Annotated in this window: 15 protein-coding genes and 1 riboswitch; of the genes, 7 read left to right on the top strand and 8 right to left on the bottom strand. The window is 41.1% G+C overall.

Annotation, left to right across the window (positions count from 1 at the left end):
* Positions 1-38: 38 nt before the first annotated feature.
* From murQ to AC570I_RS07665, 7 genes are all read left to right on the top strand, one after another.
* The gene (gene murQ / locus AC570I_RS07635; RefSeq protein ID WP_047799891.1) at positions 39-845 is read left to right on the top strand and encodes an N-acetylmuramic acid 6-phosphate etherase; all 807 of its coding nucleotides are present in this window, start codon (positions 39-41) and stop codon (positions 843-845) included.
* A gap of 79 nt (positions 846-924) precedes the next feature.
* Positions 925-1,491 (top strand): hypothetical protein, encoded by a 567-nt coding sequence (locus tag AC570I_RS07640; RefSeq protein WP_047799890.1) that lies wholly within the window; start codon positions 925-927, stop codon positions 1,489-1,491.
* A 39-nt stretch (positions 1,492-1,530) separates the two neighbouring features.
* Complete coding sequence (locus AC570I_RS07645) at positions 1,531-2,274, top strand: Bax inhibitor-1/YccA family protein (RefSeq protein ID WP_497404999.1); 744 nt, start codon at positions 1,531-1,533, stop codon at positions 2,272-2,274.
* Positions 2,275-2,389: 115 nt separating this feature from the next.
* Positions 2,390-2,495: riboswitch (SAM riboswitch) on the top strand.
* 171 nt (positions 2,496-2,666) lie between these two features.
* The gene (metH, locus tag AC570I_RS07650; protein WP_497405000.1) at positions 2,667-6,341 is read left to right on the top strand and encodes a methionine synthase; all 3,675 of its coding nucleotides are present in this window, start codon (positions 2,667-2,669) and stop codon (positions 6,339-6,341) included.
* Positions 6,342-6,374: 33 nt separating this feature from the next.
* On the top strand, positions 6,375-7,328 hold the full coding sequence (gene metF, locus AC570I_RS07655; protein ID WP_047799887.1) for a methylenetetrahydrofolate reductase [NAD(P)H]: 954 nt from the start codon (positions 6,375-6,377) through the stop codon (positions 7,326-7,328).
* A gap of 139 nt (positions 7,329-7,467) precedes the next feature.
* On the top strand, positions 7,468-7,695 hold the full coding sequence (locus AC570I_RS07660) for a hypothetical protein (RefSeq protein WP_497405001.1): 228 nt from the start codon (positions 7,468-7,470) through the stop codon (positions 7,693-7,695).
* Between the two features lie 75 nt (positions 7,696-7,770).
* The gene (locus tag AC570I_RS07665) at positions 7,771-8,190 is read left to right on the top strand and encodes a tail fiber domain-containing protein (RefSeq protein WP_047799885.1); all 420 of its coding nucleotides are present in this window, start codon (positions 7,771-7,773) and stop codon (positions 8,188-8,190) included.
* Positions 8,191-8,254: 64 nt separating this feature from the next.
* Here AC570I_RS07665 and AC570I_RS07670 read toward each other — a convergent pair whose 3' ends face one another.
* The 8 genes from AC570I_RS07670 to AC570I_RS07705 form a co-directional block, all read right to left on the bottom strand.
* The gene (locus tag AC570I_RS07670; RefSeq protein ID WP_497405002.1) at positions 8,255-9,391 is read right to left on the bottom strand and encodes a cytochrome-c peroxidase; all 1,137 of its coding nucleotides are present in this window, start codon (positions 9,389-9,391) and stop codon (positions 8,255-8,257) included.
* 1 nt (position 9,392) lies between these two features.
* Positions 9,393-10,007 (bottom strand): hypothetical protein, encoded by a 615-nt coding sequence (locus AC570I_RS07675; RefSeq protein ID WP_497405003.1) that lies wholly within the window; start codon positions 10,005-10,007, stop codon positions 9,393-9,395.
* Positions 10,008-10,025: 18 nt separating this feature from the next.
* Positions 10,026-11,459, bottom strand: a complete 1,434-nt coding sequence (locus AC570I_RS07680; RefSeq protein ID WP_497405004.1) for a RagB/SusD family nutrient uptake outer membrane protein — start codon at positions 11,457-11,459, stop codon at positions 10,026-10,028.
* Between the two features lie 11 nt (positions 11,460-11,470).
* The gene (locus tag AC570I_RS07685) at positions 11,471-14,749 is read right to left on the bottom strand and encodes a SusC/RagA family TonB-linked outer membrane protein (RefSeq protein ID WP_497405005.1); all 3,279 of its coding nucleotides are present in this window, start codon (positions 14,747-14,749) and stop codon (positions 11,471-11,473) included.
* A 1-nt stretch (position 14,750) separates the two neighbouring features.
* Positions 14,751-15,764, bottom strand: a complete 1,014-nt coding sequence (locus tag AC570I_RS07690; protein WP_497405006.1) for a FecR family protein — start codon at positions 15,762-15,764, stop codon at positions 14,751-14,753.
* Positions 15,765-16,071: 307 nt separating this feature from the next.
* A complete protein-coding gene (locus AC570I_RS07695) occupies positions 16,072-16,614 on the bottom strand; it encodes an RNA polymerase sigma factor (RefSeq protein WP_497405007.1) in 543 nt (180 codons plus the stop codon).
* A 145-nt stretch (positions 16,615-16,759) separates the two neighbouring features.
* The gene (gene thrC, locus AC570I_RS07700) at positions 16,760-18,070 is read right to left on the bottom strand and encodes a threonine synthase (protein WP_497405008.1); all 1,311 of its coding nucleotides are present in this window, start codon (positions 18,068-18,070) and stop codon (positions 16,760-16,762) included.
* Between the two features lie 15 nt (positions 18,071-18,085).
* Positions 18,086-19,018 carry a homoserine kinase gene (locus AC570I_RS07705; RefSeq protein WP_047799878.1) on the bottom strand — a complete coding sequence of 311 codons (933 nt, stop codon included), beginning with the start codon at positions 19,016-19,018 and terminating at the stop codon, positions 18,086-18,088.
* Positions 19,019-19,062 lie beyond the last annotated feature (44 nt).

The following is a 19,062-nucleotide window of genomic DNA, read 5'->3' on the forward strand; positions in this document are numbered from 1 at the left end:
TTAGAAAGAATTTACCGAATTTTATCAAAATTAAATTTATGAACAGAGTTACCGAGCAGGAATCTAACTATAACCACATCGATAAAATGTCGGTTTTGGAAGTATTGCAGGGCATTAATAACGAAGATAAAACGGTAGCTTATGCCGTTGAAAAATCTTTGCCTCAAATAGAAAAACTGACTACCGCTGTAGCCGATAAAATGAAAAAAGGTGGCCGCCTGTTTTACATAGGAGCCGGAACGAGTGGTCGTTTAGGTGTTGTCGATGCTTCTGAATGTCCTCCAACTTATGGCGTTCCATTCGACTGGGTAGTTGGTATTATTGCAGGAGGTGATTCGGCGATCAGGAAAGCTGTCGAATTTGCCGAAGATGATGCTGAACAAGCCTGGAAAGATCTTCAGGAATTTGGCATTAATGATAAAGATTGCCTTGTAGGATTAGCTGCATCAGGAACCACCCCATATGTAATTGGTGGTCTAAATACAGCAAGAAAGAATGGTATTTTAACGGGTTGCATTGTGTGCAATACCGGCGGACCAATTGCAGCAGAATCTGACTTCCCTGTAGAAGTGGTTGTAGGACCTGAATTTATTACCGGCTCAACAAGAATGAAATCAGGCACAGCACAAAAACTCGTTTTAAACATGCTGAGTACTACGGTTATGGTCCAGCTTGGCCGTGTGGTTGGCAATAAAATGGTCGATATGCAGTTAACAAACCATAAACTGGTTGATCGCGGAACGCAAATGGTAGCTGATGAATTAAATATTGATTACAACGAAGCCGCTGATCTTTTAAATAAATATGGAAGTGTTAGAAAAGCTGTAGAAGCCGGACAACTCTAGGAAATGAGTGAAAAAGGATGATTGAATTGAAACTTAAACATTCACTCACTCAAAATTCAATCATTCAATAATTTGAAACATGCACGAGATAGAGCCTTATTACCAATGGAGAGATGACTATATCTCCGCCGAAGATGAACGTTCGCCTTTTTACAATACTGAATATTCTGAGTTTCATTTCGATAAACAGATTTACAACTTTCTGCTTCACCCGCAATGGGATGAATTCGGATCCAACACACTGTATATGAAGGTGCTGTATGCCGATTACGACAGGGCGTACGCCATTATCGAATTTATTGGGGAATGGAATGACGCCATCAATAACGACATCATGCTTTTAAAGCGCGACATACTGGAACTGATGATGGATGAAGGTATTAATAAATTCATCCTGATCGGGGAGAATGTGTTAAACTTCCACGCCTCAGATGACAGCTATTACGAAGAGTGGTTTCAGGAAGTGGAAGATGGCTGGATTGTTGGGATAAACTTTCAGGACCATGTCATTGCAGAGTTCCGGGATAATAGCATCGATTATTATATTAACTTTGGCGGAGCCTTGAATAATATGCCATGGCGAACACTAAAACCCCTTCAGTTCTTCAAGAAAGTTGAAGAATTGCTGACAAAAAGATTAAACTAAAATATTAACTTTATACTGTTTAAATACACATAAAACAAAATGGAACAACAAAATTATCAATATCAGGACAACAGCGTTTTCGTTCAGGAGAAATCTGTTTCAAAAAAATTCTTTGCTAATGTTTTCTTATGGATGTTTGTGGCGTTGGTTTTATCAACACTTTCCGCCTTCTACATTTCAAACACAGAAAGCGCATTAAGATTACTGATTAACTTTGAAACCGGTCAGAGAACGGCTTTAGGCTTTGTAGCGATGTTTGCGCCCCTTGGTTTAGTTTTATTGATGGGAGCGGGCTTTAGCCGCTTATCTTATGGCGCTTTACTGGGTGTTTTCGCCTTATTCTCAGTTTTGCTGGGTGTGAGCTTAAGCTTTATTCTATTGGTTTACACAGGCACATCTGTTATCTCATGCTTTGGAGCTGCTGCGGTAATTTTCGGAATTATGGCAGTATTGGGGTATACCACGGAGGTTGATTTAACTAAATTCGGTCCAATCCTAATGGTAGGTGTTGCAGGCTTGTTTATTGCCGGGATAGCTAATCTATTTATCAAAAGCGAACAGTTTAGTTTGATTATGGCATTTGTGGGTGTTGCAGTTTTCACTGCATTGACTGCATACGACGTTCAGAAAATCAAGCAGATCGGAATGGGCCTTGAACAAAGTGGTGAAGCAATCCCTTCTTCCGATACCAAAAAATTAGCCATAATGGCCGCATTAAACTTATACCTTGACTTTATTAACATCTTCCTGTTCTTATTAAGAATTTTCGGAAGCAGAAAATAAGCTCGCCAACAGAACAATATTCTAAAGGCCGTGCAGATTTGCATGGCCTTTGTAATTTTATTTGGCTAGTATCCAATAAATTTTGGAAATGATGCCGCTTTGTTGCATTTTTGTACGCTTATTAAGAAAGACGGAGGGATTAGACCCAACGAAGTCTTAGCAACCTGTGTCCACACAAGGTGCTAAATTCTATCCCGGTTTTAATCGGGGACAGATAAGTTTTAGGAAGGACGATTCCCGCGCCAACTTTTTGAATAAGCATTTTGAGTATCAGGTATAAAGTATCAAGTATAAAGACAATTTTGCCTTATATTTTTTGCCCAATATCTGCAGTTAGGTCGTTCGTCAGTTAGTCCTGACACCCGATACCAGCTACTTGCTACTATAAAACAATGAACATTAGAGAAGAATTAGAAAAGCGTATTCTGGTAATCGATGGGGCAATGGGCACCATGATTCAGCGCTATACATTAACAGAAGAGGATTTTAGAGGGGAACGGTTTCAAAATCATCCATGCGATGTAAAAGGCAATAACGACTTGCTCAACATTACCCGTCCGGATATTATTAAAGCGATACATCTTGAATACTTGAGTGCTGGTGCCGACATTATCGAAACCAACACTTTTAGTACACAAAGAATCTCCATGGCCGATTACCAGATGGAAGACCTTTCATATGAACTCAGTTACGAAGGTGCCCGGATTGCTAAAGAGGCGACCAGCGAATTTATGGCCGCCAACCCCGACCGCAAATGTTTCGTTGCCGGTGCAATCGGCCCAACCAACCGTACCCTGTCCATGTCGCCAAATGTAAACGACCCGGGTTACAGGGCCATTTATTTCGATGAACTCGAAGCAGCCTACTATGAGCAGGTTCGCGGACTGGTAGACGGAGGTTCTGACGTACTGTTAATCGAAACTATTTTCGATACTTTAAACGCAAAAGTGGCCATTGTTGCCATTAAAAAATATGAAGAAATCATCGGCCGGAAACTGGAAATTATGATTTCCGGAACCATTACCGATGCCTCAGGAAGAACTTTATCAGGTCAAACTGCCGAAGCATTCCTCAATTCAGTAATGCATGCAAAACCATTAAGCATTGGTTTTAACTGTGCGCTTGGCGCTAAAGAAATGCGTCCGCATATTGAAGAACTTGCAAATAAGGCAGGTTGCTATGTTTCCGCCTATCCAAATGCCGGTTTGCCAAACGAATTTGGGGCTTATGATGAGCAGCCACACGAAACAGCACACCTGGTGGACGATTTCATTACCTCCGGGTTTGTCAACATCGTAGGCGGTTGCTGTGGCACTACACCCGATCATATTGGCTGCATCGCTAAAAATGCACAAAAAGCAAAACCCAGGAAACTTCCTGTAATTGAACCCGTGATGCGCCTCAGCGGTCTGGAGCCGGTTACCATCAAGCCAGACAGCATTTTTGTAAACGTAGGCGAGAGAACCAACATTACCGGATCACCAAAGTTTTCAAAACTCATTTTAGGCGGTGATTATGAAGCGGCCCTTGCTGTTGCCTTACAACAGGTTGAAGGTGGCGCCCAGGTAATCGACGTCAACATGGATGAAGGAATGTTGGATTCAGAAGCGGCGATGACTAAGTTTCTGAACCTGATCGCCTCTGAACCTGATATCGCCAAACTGCCGATCATGGTCGATTCTTCCAAATGGTCGGTAATCGAAAATGGCCTGAAATGTTTGCAGGGCAAAGGAATAGTAAACTCCATTTCATTAAAGGAAGGTGAAGAGAAATTCCGTGAAAGCGCGCAGAAAATTATGAAATATGGTGCTGCAGTAGTGGTAATGGCTTTTGATGAACAAGGTCAGGCCGACAACTACGAACGCCGGGTAGAAATTTGCAAACGCAGCTATGATATTCTGGTTAGCGAAATTGGCTTCCCACCAGAAGACATCATTTTTGACCCGAATATCTTAACCGTTGCAACAGGTTTAGAAGAACATAACAACTATGCAGTTGACTTTATAAATGCCACACGGTGGATTAAACAAAACCTTCCTCATGCCAAGGTAAGCGGTGGAGTTTCGAACATATCCTTCTCTTTCAGGGGAAACAATGTTGTCCGCGAAGCCATGCACTCCGCTTTCCTTTACCACGCCATTCAGGCCGGACTGGACATGGGAATTGTAAATGCAGGTATGCTCGAAGTTTATCAGGAAATCCCAGCCGAACTATTGGAACGGGTAGAGGATGTACTGCTTAACCGCAGAGACGATGCAACTGAACGTTTGGTAGAATATGCCGACACGGTTAAATCAAAAGGCAAAGAAATTGTAAAGGACGAAGAATGGAGAAAAGGGACCGTAGAAGAAAGGTTATCTCACTCACTGGTAAAAGGCCTCGTAGAATACCTCGATGATGACGTTGAAGAAGCCCGTCAGAAATATGCCCGCCCAATCCAGGTAATTGAAGGCCCGTTAATGGACGGGATGAATATCGTCGGAGATTTATTCGGTGCCGGAAAAATGTTCTTACCTCAGGTGGTGAAATCCGCAAGGGTAATGAAAAAAGCAGTAGCCTACCTCTTGCCTTTTATTGAGCAAGAAAAACTGGATAACCCAGATCAAAATCAAAGTTCTTCTGCCGGAAGGGTTTTAATGGCAACCGTAAAAGGCGATGTACACGACATTGGAAAAAACATTGTTGGCGTAGTACTGGCTTGTAATAACTTTGAAATTATAGATATGGGCGTAATGGTGCCCGCACAAGACATCATTAAAAAGGCAAAAGAAATAAATGCCGATATTATTGGCTTGAGTGGACTTATTACCCCTTCATTGGATGAAATGGTTCACTTTGCCAAAGAAATGGAGCGGGAAGGCTTTACTATTCCGTTAATTCTGGGCGGCGCTACTACCTCGCGTATTCACGCCGCCGTAAAAGTGGCACCAAACTATTCTGGACCGGCCATTCACGTGCTGGATGCATCAAGAAGTGTAACTGTTTGTAGTACACTCATGAACCCCGAAACTAAAGATAATTACGTTGCCGGAATAAGAGCTGAATATGATAAAGCCCGCGAGGCACATTTAAATAAACGCTCAGATAAGCGTTTCAAAACCATAGCCGAAGCGCGTGAGAACAAGTTCAAAATTAACTTTGAACAGCGTCTACCGGTTCCTGAGTTTACTGGTACCAAAGTTTTCGACGACTATCCTTTGGAAGAACTCGTTCCTTACATTGACTGGACACCATTTTTCCACACCTGGGAACTTCGTGGCAGCTACCCGAAAATTTTCGATGATAAAAACGTGGGAGATGAGGCCAGGAAGCTTTTTGATGATGCCCAAACTTTACTTAAACGTATCCTCGATGAAAAATTGCTTACCGCAAAAGGAGTAATCGGCTTCTGGCCGGCAAACAGTGTTGGCGATGACATTGAATTAAAAACCGGAAGTGTGGAAAGCGATGCAATGCTGACGACCATTCACACGCTCCGTCAGCAGGCAGAAAAAGTAGATGGACAGCCTTATTACGCACTCTCTGATTTTATCGCACCAAAAGAGAGCGGGATTCAGGATTACTTTGGAGGCTTTGCAGTTACTGCGGGCATTGGAATTGATGCGCTGGTAGAAGAATTTGAAGCTAACCACGATGATTATAACAGCATCATGGCCAAAGCCCTTGCCGATCGTTTGGCAGAGGCTTTTGCTGAAAGAATGCACGAGCGCGTGCGTAAAGAATACTGGGGATATGCGAAGGATGAACACCTGAGTAACCAGGAACTGATTAAGGAAGAATACGCAGGTATCCGTCCGGCTCCTGGTTATCCGGCCTGCCCGGAACATACCGAAAAAGGAACCTTGTTTACCTTGCTGGATGCGGAGAAAGAAATCGGATTACGCTTAACGGAAAGTTATGCCATGTACCCCACCGCAGCAGTAAGTGGTTTTTATTTCGCCCATCCCGAATCCAGGTACTTCGGTTTAGGCAAAATAACCAAAGATCAGATTGAAGATTATGCTACCCGTAAAGAAATGTCGATAGAAGAAGTAGAGCGGTGGCTAAGTCCGAACCTAGCATATTAATAAACGAACCAAACTAAAAGCCCCTTTTGGGTTATGAAAATAATAGACCACATTAAAAACGCAAACGGTAAAACGTTATTCTCTTTTGAACTCTTACCACCGATAAAAGGCCAAAGCATCCAGTGGATATACGATGCAATTGACCCATTATTGGAGTTCAATCCTCCATTCATAGATGTAACCTCCCTTCGGGAAGATTATATTTATAAAGAGCAGGAAAACGGTTTATTACAAAAGGTTTCCTACCGTAAGCGTCCGGGAACAATTGCCATCTGTGCTGCAATCATCCACAAATATAAAATAGATGCTGTTCCGCATTTAATTTGCGGAGGCTTTACTAAAGAGGAAACTGAAAATGCCTTAATCGATTTACAGTTTCTGGGTATCGATAATGTTTTGGCATTACGTGGTGATGCGCGTTCTGCAGACAGCTCATTTATTCCCACAAAAGGTGGTCACTGCTATGCCACAGATCTTATTGAGCACATTAAGAACCACAATGAAGGAAAATTCTTACACGAGGATATTGAAACTTTCAAAAGCGATTTCTGCATCGGGGTAGCCGGATACCCGGAAAAACATTTTGAAGCCCCAAATCTAAACACCGATTTCAAATACCTCAAGAAAAAAGTAGACATGGGCGCTGAATTCATCGTAACCCAAATGTTTTTCGATAATCAGAAGTATTTTGACTTCGTAAAAAAATGTCGGGAGAATGATATTAATGTGCCTATTATCCCCGGATTAAAACCCATAAGCACCTTAACACAGTTAAATGTGTTACCGAAAATTTTCCATATCGATTTGCCTGAAGAGCTTACCGATGCCTTATCTCATGCTAAAAACAATGCTGAGGCAAAAGAAATTGGTACTGCAGCAATGATTAAGCAATGTAAAGAGTTGATGGACTTTGGGGTTCCGGTACTGCATTTTTATACGATGGGGAAACCTGAACAAACCAAACAAATCGCAAGGGCCATATTTTAAGCTTTTCTTAAAACATCTATAAATCCTTATCTGTTTTTAATCTGTACAACTTATATTTGTAGGAATGAGATGGATTTGTTTCAAATATTTAGTCATAATGTGCATTGCATTAACCTTGTTTCTAAAGGTGTGCAATGTAATGAGCTATTTGAAACTGACTAATCCCACTGTAGAGCTTGCTTCAATGAAGGAAGATTCTACCGAAAAGGAAGAGAAGAAAATCGAACCGGAATATTTTACCGATCAATTCTTTCTGGTAAGCTTAGCTGAGCATTATCCATGCATTCAACAAAAAATAATCATCCCTGATCATTTTTTTCAATTGGCTTATTTTCCTGAGGTACTCACTCCTCCGCCAGCCATTTAAAATTTATTACCCATCCCTTTTGCCCTGCATCACATGCGGGGACGTATTTTATTATAAACTTTAATACCTAATTATATGAAACGAGCAATTTCATTTTCTTTCGCTGCATTTTTAGCGGCTGTATCTTTCCAGGTCAAAGCCCAGGAAGTAGCACAAACCAATGTTCAACCGGTTAACAATGCTTTAGCAATGGTTACCAAACTCGAACCCGTTAGCTTTAATTATGATAAAACCTGGGTTGAAAAGCTGAAACTGCCTTCAACCTCTCAATATGGTTTTGTGGGTGCCGATGCCAAAACAGCTGTACCATCTGTAGTTGCAGTGGAAGCTAAGCAATATCCTGCGGGTAAAAATGCTTTCAATGCGGCAACCCTTACCAAAGTTGATTATGAGCGCCTTCTTCCATTACTGGTGGCCAGCATCAAAGAACAACAGGCACAGATTGAGGAGTTGAAACGCGAATTGAGTTCATTAAAATCTCAAAACGCTAAATAAAATCAGCTCAATTTATCCGATGAACACCAGTTTAGTATTGGTATTCATCGGATTATAGCATTACCTAGTCGGGAAGAACGGGGGGATTAATTTTGTTCACCTGAGTACTAACCGACTTCAAAAATGCTTCCAGTTGTTGTTGTTCCGGTTGCGTTAAATTTAGCTTTCTTAATATTGCCGACTTTGGCGTTCTCAGCGAATCCGGAATCTTCGACTGCAATGCCTTTTGCAAGGCAACAGGATTGCCCAGATTATAAAATTCGATCACATCTCTTAAGGAAGGAAAGTTTCCGTGATGCATCCACGGACCGGTAATGTTTGTTTCTCTTAAAGAAGGTGTTCTGAATGCGCCCACATCTTTAAGGTTTTTGGTCACATTATATTTTCCCAAATCTTCAAACTTTGACCCCAGTAGTGTCTGCCCGTCATTGTGGAATTTATTATCGCTAAATAAGGGCGTATTATGGCAGTTGATACACCGCGCCTTCGTACGGAACAAGTGCAAACCCCTAACTTCATCATCCTTAAGCGCTGCTTTATTGCCACGTACAAAGGCATCGAACCTGCTGTTCGTACTTACAATACCCCTTTCGAAGGTGGCAATCGCCTGCTGAATCTTTTCCAGGGTAATCTCATTTGAACCAAAAGCCTTATTAAAAAAATCCTTATATCCTTTTATTGCCTTTATGTTTTTAACCATGATGGTTAAATCGGTATTCATTTCCACATGATCTTTCACCGGGAAGCCAGACTGGTGTTCCAGGCTTGTTGCTCGGCCATCCCAGAAAAGCTCATTGTAAAAGGCGGTGTTCAAAATGGTCATCGCATTCCGCTTACCGTTCTGGCGGTCGTGCCCGTAGGCTACCCTTTTGCCATCCCCCCAGCCCAGTTCCGGATCGTGACAGGAAGCACAGGCAATTTGTTTAGATACCGACATACGCGGATCGAAAAATAACAGCTTTCCTAATTTTTCCTTCTCTGCGGAATAAGGATTGGATGCGGGATAAACCGGGCGCCCCAGATAGCCAATATCTCTGAATCCTGCTTTCGCTTCCTCATCCAGATCGGGTTTAGGCCAATGCGATTGATCACCGCTGTACAGCTCGCGTAGCTGCGCAATACTAAACTCCTCATCCTGCAAGAAAGCTGTAGTGCTTACAAAGAAAGTAAGTATTACAGCGATAAATAAAAGTCGTTTCATTCTAAAGTGATAAGGCTGTAGGGCTCAACTTATACTGAAAGGTCCTGGTCGTTCCCCCGATAGCTGCTTCATTAAAAGTGATAGTCAAATCCATTACTTTGGTATTCTCATCATATGTACCAGTACCACTCATGCCAATTTTAAAAGTTGTCGCATCAGATTTCGTTAAGGTAACGTCCTGGGTTTTTACTTTTACGATACCCGTTTTGGCACCCGAATAGTCCGGGAAGAATTGCAAAACCTGATCGACATTAATTTTAACAGTCTTGATATTTGTTGTTCCCGTATAGGTACTGTACAGCCGAACCATATCGAACATGGCCGTTCCACTATCTGCTACACCAGCATTTGTGAAACCAAGAAAACTCGGATCTGACACTGAGACTGTGGAAAAATGACTCGCAATTCTTGACCCCCATGTATTTGTTGTAGGTTCTAAACGATAAACGAACATCTGGTAAAATGCTGTTGATTGGTGGAACACGGCTATTGTTGAAGAGTTAGCCGTTGCCACAGGTTGATCAGGATATAAATCTAACTTATCAGCTGGCTGGTCTTTTTTACAGCCTGTGAAAATAATCAGTGCTAAAAGAAGTATGGAAAATATAGCTTTCATATTTTGATATCTTAAAGATTAATAACCTGTGTTTTGGATCATGCTACTGTTAGCATTTACGGTAGTCGCCGGTAGGGGCATAATTAATTTTGGATCGTTGGCCTGAAGGCTTTTAATTGTTGCAGTTACATCATTGCGGTTTACATCCTTTTTCTTCCTTAGTAAGTCGAAAAGCAGGTTGCCTTCAAAACACAGTTCTTTACGTCTTTCTAACAGAACTGCATCTGTCAAATCATTTTTTGCTGTCAGGTTCAGGGTTGAGGCACTGGCATCACCACGTTTCCGAATAACATTTAAATCCGAGTTTGCTTGTGTAAAGTCTGGTGTTGCTTTCTCAATTGCTGACTCAGCGCGAATTAAGTATAATTCTGATAGACGAATGATTTTGACGGGTGTTGCGTTTACCCCTCCAGTAGCATACTTTTTGGTAAATAAATAGTTTACGCCACTTATCGCAATGCTATTGAACATGCTTGTACTTCTGCGGATATCGGTTGCGGAATACAAACCCGTCAAATCCGTAGTTGCGGCATATTGACGGTAAGTTGTGTTTGTGATATCATAGTATGTACCTAATGAGTTTCCTGTGTCGGTAGTGGCGTTTGGGATCTCCAATATTGATTCGACCGAAGGAATGACACCAGTCCAACTAGCTACATATGCTGAATTCGGCATTAAAGTATACAAACCATTTTTAATCACTACATCAGCCATGTTATACGCATTATCCCATTGGTTGGCATTCAGGTAAACTTTAGCTAGCAACGCTTGTGCGGAGGCTTTTGTGAAATAGTTTTGTTTATAGCCACTGTTTAAAATACCTACGTTGGCGTCATCGAAGGTATTAATGGCCGCTGTCAAATCAGTGATAATTGCCTGATAGGTTTGCGCTACAGTCGATCTTACAGGTTGGGCGTCACTAAACAGCTGTGGTTTTAAGTTAATTGCTATACCTAAGTGAGATCCGTTGGTTGAATAGCCGAAAGGCTGAGCAAACATTCTTACAAGATCAAAATGAATAAGTGCCCGCAGGGATTTTGCTTCTGCAATAATCTTAGCTTTATCTAAATCAGATCCAAATGAGTTTGCAGTGTAATAAATGATATTATTGATATTGTTTAACTCAGAGTACAATGTTGAATAAGTAGCATTAAGCGACGACTCGGTAGATACCTGAGTAAAATTGTAAATATCTTCTAAACTATTGTTTGTGCTTTTGCTGTATTTGATATTTCCACCCATTAGGTCCGTATACACCATTGTATTTCTTTGATAGTGATTTGTACTTAATAAACCTCGATAAGCCCCTGCCAAAGCAGTCTTTGCACCAGAAACATCTTTGAATACATCCTCTATTGATAATTGATCCGTTGGCTCTTTGTCCAGTATTTTCTCACACGAAACAGATACAATGGAAACAATAGTTAATATGTTAATTAATATTTTTTTCATGATTGTTATAATTATAAGCCAACTTTAATTCCTGCGACAAAAGCCCTCGTTTCAGGGTAAACAAATCTTCGCTCAGCAACACCGTTCCTTCCTTTGGTACCTGGATTTTTATATACATAGAATAGGTTGTTACCGTTAGCAAAAACAGACAGATTTTTCAACCTCAATTTATGAGTAAGCCTATCTCCAAATTTGTAGCCAAGGGAAACATTGGATAGCTTAAGATAACTTATTTCATATACATAACGTGACGAATTAGCCACAATCGACCTAATAATTAGTAATTGTGGAATATCAGTGATGTCACCAGGTTTTTGCCACCTATCTATAAGATTTACACTTTGGTTGCGGTTCTGTAAATTTCGTCCATCTCCTTCATTTAGATAACTGAACAGCATATCAGCTCCATAGCTGTATATGATATTGAATGATAAGTTAAAATTCTTGTATGTAAAGTTATTAATTAGTCCCCCCTGAAAATCCGGTAAACGATCACCTAACACTGAAGCATTGGCAATGTTCAATGTATTAATTTCTGAAGCACTTCTAATTTGTCCATTATTATCATAAAATTCTTCCCTCCCTGTTTGTGGGTTTACGCCAGCCCATCTATACCCGTAAATAGCATTTGTACTATTACCCACTCTTAAACCATAACCTGTATCACTAGCTCCATATAGCGATAAGTAACCATTATTAAAGGCAATCAGCTTGTTTTTATTTGCTCCAAGGTTAAATGACATATTCCATCCAAAATCTTTATTTTCGATGATCTGCGAGCCTAAGGTCAATTCAAAACCTCTATTTCTTGTTGTACCTGTATTTGCAGAAATTGTGGAAAAGCCTGTTTCTAACGGGACGTTAACTGACGATATGAGATCCGTGATTTTGTTGTTGTAGTATTCAGCGGTAATCTGAACTTTATTAAATAAAGTTAAATCTATAGCAAAGTTGAGTTTGTAATTTTTCTCCCAGCCTAAATCGGGATTTGGTGCAGCACTTCCGTCAGGCGACGAAGCTATATTTCCGTTGTAAGTATTACCACTTGAAGTACCGAAATCATATAGTCCTTTTGCAGAATAGTTGCCAATACGCGAGTTTCCCGTTGAACCAAAAGTGGCTCTGGCTTTTAAGAAGCTTAACATCTTATTGTCTTTAAGAAAATCTTCCTTTGAAATAATCCATGCCGCTCCTACCGATCCATTAAATGCTACTTGTTTATCGCCACCAAATATAGATGACTTATCAATACGCGCATTCAAATTTAGGTAGTATTTCTTTCCAAGATCATAGCCCAATTGAGAGTAGTAGGAAATGGTAGCGCTTTCGGTGTTAGATGAACTTGAGCCTTGCGCAGAAGCAGCACTTAACACCCTCAATCTATCGAAACTGAATCCTATACCATTACCTCTTAACAGATCAGTTTCTTTGTCCTCAACTTGTGTTCCTACCAAAAAATTAAACGTATGGGTTTTAATGGTCTTATCATACGTAGCCTGCACAAACCCCACATAACCTAGATACTTACGATCAAAAATTCTAAGAATTCCGTTTGAAGTTCTGCCTGTAGCGTTGAGGCCAGAAAAATATTGTCTTTGTGTATTCTGGTATGACTCTGCACCTAAGGTACCTGAAAATGTAATCTCATTAGTAAGCTTATAACTTGCATTTACACTTGTATTAAAAGTTACACCTTTATTGCTGTTTTCATTTTGATCATAAACTGCTAATGGGTTAGGTACACCTAGAAAATCGGTATAAGTACCATTAGTATACGGCGCTAAGTTAGGCGGAAGACTTACCGCTTCATAGCTCGACAAGGTGTTACTGTTGGTAACGGTCGGACTCATATTGAAACCAACCTTAAATTTATCGCTGAATTTATGATCGAGTGTTAAGCGGAGGTATATTTTTTGAAGATCATTATTTAAATTACTGGATTGCTGATCACGGTAACCTCCTGAAAACCTAAAAGTAGTGTTGTCACTACCTCCAGAAATATCAAGTGCTGCGTTCCGATAAACAGCATTTCTGGTGGTTAAATCCAGCCAGTCTGTGTCAGTTGTTTTGCTTCCCGCCAGTTGCGACGCCTGTGTTGCGGAAGTTCCCGCATTCATATATGACTCTCGAAGTAAGCTATAATATTGAGGACCACTTAACCACTTATATTCATTCATAAAGGTTGCAACCCCTGTGTCATACCCCAAATTAACGGAAGTCTTGCCAGCTTCGCCTCTTTTAGTCGTAATGATAATCACGCCATTTGAGGCATTGGCACCATAAAGAGCCGAAGCTGTAGCATCCTTTAATACCGAAATACTTTTGATATCATCCGGATTAATATTTGATAGGGGATTTAAATAATCTTCATTATTAAATGTACTGCTTTCATTAGCCCGCTGTTGTTCGTACAAAGGAATTCCATCAATTACAAATAGCGGCTGAGAAGAAGTTGTCCTGGAGGCGCCAATAGTCGGCAAGGAACCCATTCCCCTGATATTAATTCTTACCGGAGTATTCAAAGTTGTCGTTGTCTCCACCTGTACACCCGCAACCAAACCCTCAAGCATCTTGTCGAAGCTTTCGATAGGCCGGTCCGTTTGCAACCGCTCTGCAGTTACCTGCGAAATACTTCCCACCACTTCCTCACGTCTCTTATCACTCGTATATGATCCGGTTACTACCACTTCATCCATTCCCAGGGCATCATCATCCAACTTTACATTAAAGTAATTTTCGTTAGTCACTTTAACTTCCTGGGTTTTCATACCAACGAAATTGAAAGTAAGGATCAGGTTATCAATACTGTTTCCGCTTAGCTTATATACAAACTTACCATTGGCATCAGTTACTGCACCTTGTCTGGTACCTTTAATAAACACATTAACTCCCGGCATTGGTCCCCCGGTCTTTGCATCAGTAACCAGGCCGCTTATCGATCTGGTCTGCACGGGACTAGCTTTCGGGCCTTTCCTTATAGAAATATAGTTCCCATTGATATTAAAAGCCAAACCCAATTGCCCGGCCAAACCATCAAGCGTTTGTTTCAAGGTTGATTTTTGTTTAATGCTCACCGTTTGATTGATATTCACCTCGGTTTGATCATAGTTAAACTTGTAACCACTTTGTTTTTCGATGATTGTTAATACTTCGGCCAATGGCCTATTGACAACATTTATCGAAACAGCAGTTTTTTCAGGCGCTTTTACCTGGGCATAACTCGTAATGGAAAGTGTGAGAGAGAAGAGCAATAATAGTCTGAATAAATAACGGGAGTAAGTTTTCTTCATTTTATCGGGTTAATATGATGGTGTTCTGGGTTTGTTTGAATTTTAAATGTTTAGAAAAGCATATGCTTTTGATCACGGTGATGTAGTCGGCCTTATCAAACTGAGCGGAAAAACTCCATCTGGTATTTTTGGTATGGTCAACTAGCTGAATGCCATAAACATTATAAAACCGGGCAGCAATTTCTTCGAATCCTGCTTCTTTGAAAATTAGCAATCCTGATTTCCATCCTGTAATGGCTGCTATATCAACGCTGCTTTTAACCAGATGTCTGGAAGTACCATTAAACGTGGCCATTTCCGAAGGCTTAAGCAGGAGTTTCTCTTTCCCTCTGTTAGCCTCTGCCAGTACCTTTCCTTCGACCAATGCAATCACAGTATTTTTATCTGCCGGATAAGCTGAAATATTGAATTTCGTACCCAAAACAGTTGTCCTCGTGCCTTTGGCATTCACACAAAAGGGTCGTGCCTGATCTTTAGTAACCTCAAAGAATGCTTCCCCTTCAAGCATCACTTCACGTTTCTTTGCAGCAAAAGATTTGGGGTATTTTAGCGAACTATTTGCATTCAATGTAACCGTTGTCCCATCGCTTAAGCTAAGTTTAGTGATTTTGCCGTAACCATTGTGATAAGTAACATAACTTAAAGATTTTTCTGCCATGTTAAACCTAATGAAGAAAAAACCCACGATTAAAAGTACGGCAAGGGCGCCAACTGACGTCATCACGCGGGTATTCAACAACGAGGGTTTATCCGGTGCGTAAGGCATTGTATCGGCGGCATCAGCTTGCAGAAAATCATCGAACTTAGCAAAAGCCATCTGCAAATCTTCATCTTCCAACCGGAGGTACAATGTGGCGAGAATTTGTTCCGCATTATACACCTCATCCATTTTTTCAGGATGTAGGCTAATCCAGCTTTCCCAGAATGCTACCGCAGCAGCATCTGTTTTCAGGTAATAAGCATTAAAAGATTCATCTGCTGCAAAATCTTCAGCATGAAACAAAGTGTAATCCACGGCAAAAAGTAAAAAGGTAAAAGATGTTTTGTTCGGTTTAAGCTATAGAGTAAGCAACCTCCTGTTTTTACCAGATTTTTTTTACTTTTTTTATTAATGTTTAAAAACTGAAGTATTATTGCATGTCTTAGGTGGGTAATCAAGTGCGCAACTGATCAAATAACTAACGTGTTCTCAAGTGTCTTAGATGGTAATAAATGGCGAAATCAATATTAAACTGAGGTGCTCTTACCTGTCTTAGGTGGTAATAACCAGCGAAATCAATATAAAAACCAACATGCTCTTACCTATCTTAGGTGGTAAATTCTTAGTGCTTCTGCAGTAGCTTTTCTCTTAGCGTACAAATGGCCGCATAAACATGGTTGTAAACCGTACGGGATTTAAGCTCAAGTTGCCTCGCAATGGCATCATATTCCATCCCGTCGAAAAACTTCAACCTTACAATTTCCCTTTGTGTGGGCGTTAAAGCATCTATCGCATGCGATATTTTGTCCTTCCGTTCAGCTATAAACTGCGATTCGATGAGCAATTGTTCGTAAGAATGTTCGTTAATGGTGAGGAGTGAAGGAATATCTTCTATACTGCTGAATTTCTTTGACTTGTTCGACTCCCTGATCAGGTTATTGCGAAGACTCGTCTTTAGGTAGCTGTCCACGAATTCAACCTGTCCAAGTGTATCCCTTTTTAACCAGATACCGGCGAAAAGCTCATGAAGCGTATCTTGGACAACCTGTCTATCGGGCAAAATTCTAAATCCATAAGCATACAAATCCTGATAACAATCCTGATATAGCATTCGCATTGCACCTGAATCTCCTCCACGAATTTTGTCCCAAAGCCCGGCTTTCATTTCCGCAAAGATAAGAGATTATTCCCTTATTTAGAATTTTTCTTAATTAGGCTTTTAGTATTTATAAAACAGCGACTTACATCGACGTAAAATGGAGATTTGGGCAGCTGAATTCCAAATCTCCAGTATGCGTTAAGCGATCTGTTTACGCGTTAGCAAGCAAATAAGCTTTGAAACCTTCAAAATCAACGCCCAGTTGATCAGCTTGTTTTGGTTTTCCAACCAAAGCAGTCACCTGTTCCGGAATTTCAATTTTAGCGGCAATGTCTTCAGGAAAAATATCCGGGAATTTACAAGCGTGGGCGGTAGATAAAAATACAGCTGCGCTTCTATCTTCAGGATTTTGTTTTCTGAATTGCTCAATGGCCAGATAGGCAATGGCGGTATGCGGACAAGCAACATAATCAAACTTTGCATCAATTTCCTTGATCCCTGCCAGCGTCTCCTCATCCGTGAAACGATATGAAGTAACCACTTCTTTCAATAAGTCGATTTCACCTTTAAATAAATCCATGATCCGCACCCAGTTGCTTGGCGCACCAACGTCCATTGCATTAGAATAGGTTTGCGTAGAAGGCCTGGTTTCGTAAACGCCTGTTTCCAAAAATCTCGGAACAGTATCATTTACATTGGTCGCAGCGATAAATTGCTTCACCGGTAAGCCTAGTTTATAGGCCAGTAGTCCAGCACCAATATTTCCGAAATTTCCGCTCGGTACCGAGAAAATGATCTCATCTAAACCTTGCCTTTTCAACTGGGCATAGGTATTGAAATAATAAAATGTTTGCGGAATTAAGCGGGAAATATTAATCGAGTTGGCAGATGTCAGTCGGAAGCTTGCATTGAGTTCAGCATCGGCAAAAGCCTGTTTTACCAAAGCCTGGCAATCGTCAAAAGTGCCTTTAATTTCAATGGCCCTGATGTTTTGTCCATTTGTAGTTAACTGCAATTCCTGTATCGGACTCACCTTTCCTTCCGGATAAAGAATAGTTACACGGGTATTCGGCACCCCTAAAAAGCCCAACGCTACTGCACCACCCGTATCTCCTGATGTGGCAACCAATACATCCAGTAACTGTTCGCCATCCCTTAAAAAATAAGCCATCACACGGCTCATAAAACGGGCTCCAAAATCCTTGAACGCCAACGATGGGCCATGGAAAAGTTCCAGCACAAAAGTTTTATCCGCCAGCTTTACTGCGGGCGCTTCAAAGTTGATGGCATCTTCAATTAATGCTTTCAGGTCTGCTGCCGGAATTTCATCCCTTAACAGGGCCGAAGCTACTTGATTGGCAATCTCAGGCAGCGAGTACTTTTGAATATTTTCGATAAAGTCCGGATCAAGCTGCGGAATCTCTACAGGCATGTACAGGCCTTTATCCCGTGGCATACTATTAAAAACGGCTTCTTTAAAAGAAACACGTAAATCTTTATTATTGGTTGAATATAATTTCATGGTTCGATGGTTGTTTTACAGCACTCTTGGCCCTTCGGCATTAACCGAAGAAACATATGCTTTGCTGTTAATATTGATTTTATGTAAGTGCTGTTGCTGTGCTTTGGTTATTTTCTTTGCGGTTTCTTCATCTTTTGTCAAGGCAAAAACTGATGGACCCGAGCCTGAAATTCCAAAACCAATGGCACCGTTTTCCATGGCAATCGCTCTCATCTCCTCAAAACCCGGAATCAGGATGGAACGGGTAGGTTCTACCAGAACATCCTTCATACTGCGCCCGATTAAATCGAAATCATTCATAAACAAGCCACTTACCAAACCAGCTACATTTCCCCACTGCGTAACCGCATCTTTCAAAAACACCTTACTGCGTATCATCTGGCGGGCATCTTTTGTGGGTACATCCACCTCCGGATAAACAATTGCGGCATACATTCCTGCGGGCGTTGGCAAGGAGATTACATCCAGTGGTTCGTAACTTCTTACTAAAACAAAGCCCCCTAAAATAGCCGGGGCTACATTATCGGCATGGCCATAACCACAAGCCAGTTCTTCACCTTTCATGGCAAAGGGAACCAGTTCTTTTGCGGTTAATAAATCTCCCATCAATTTGTTAATGGCAAATAAACCTGCCACCGTACTGGCCGAGCTTGAACCTAACCCACTGCCAATAGGCATCTTTTTATGCAATTCAATTTCCACGCCCACATCTAAGCGGTTTACATGTTGCAGGTAATGCTGAACACTGGCGCTCACTGTATTTTTAGCCGCATCCAAAGGTAAACGACCATCATCTCCGGTGATACGCTTTATAACCACTCCGGGCGTATCGGTCAAACGCATTTCTACTTCATCACCCGGCTCATTCACTGCGAATCCGAGGACATCGAAACCACATACTACATTGGCAACTGTAGCCGGAGCGAAAACTTTTATACTATCTTTCATTTTTGATTATCAGGTAGCGATATCAGTACTGAAAATCAATTCAG

The organism is Pedobacter sp. A2324, assembly GCF_059693705.1.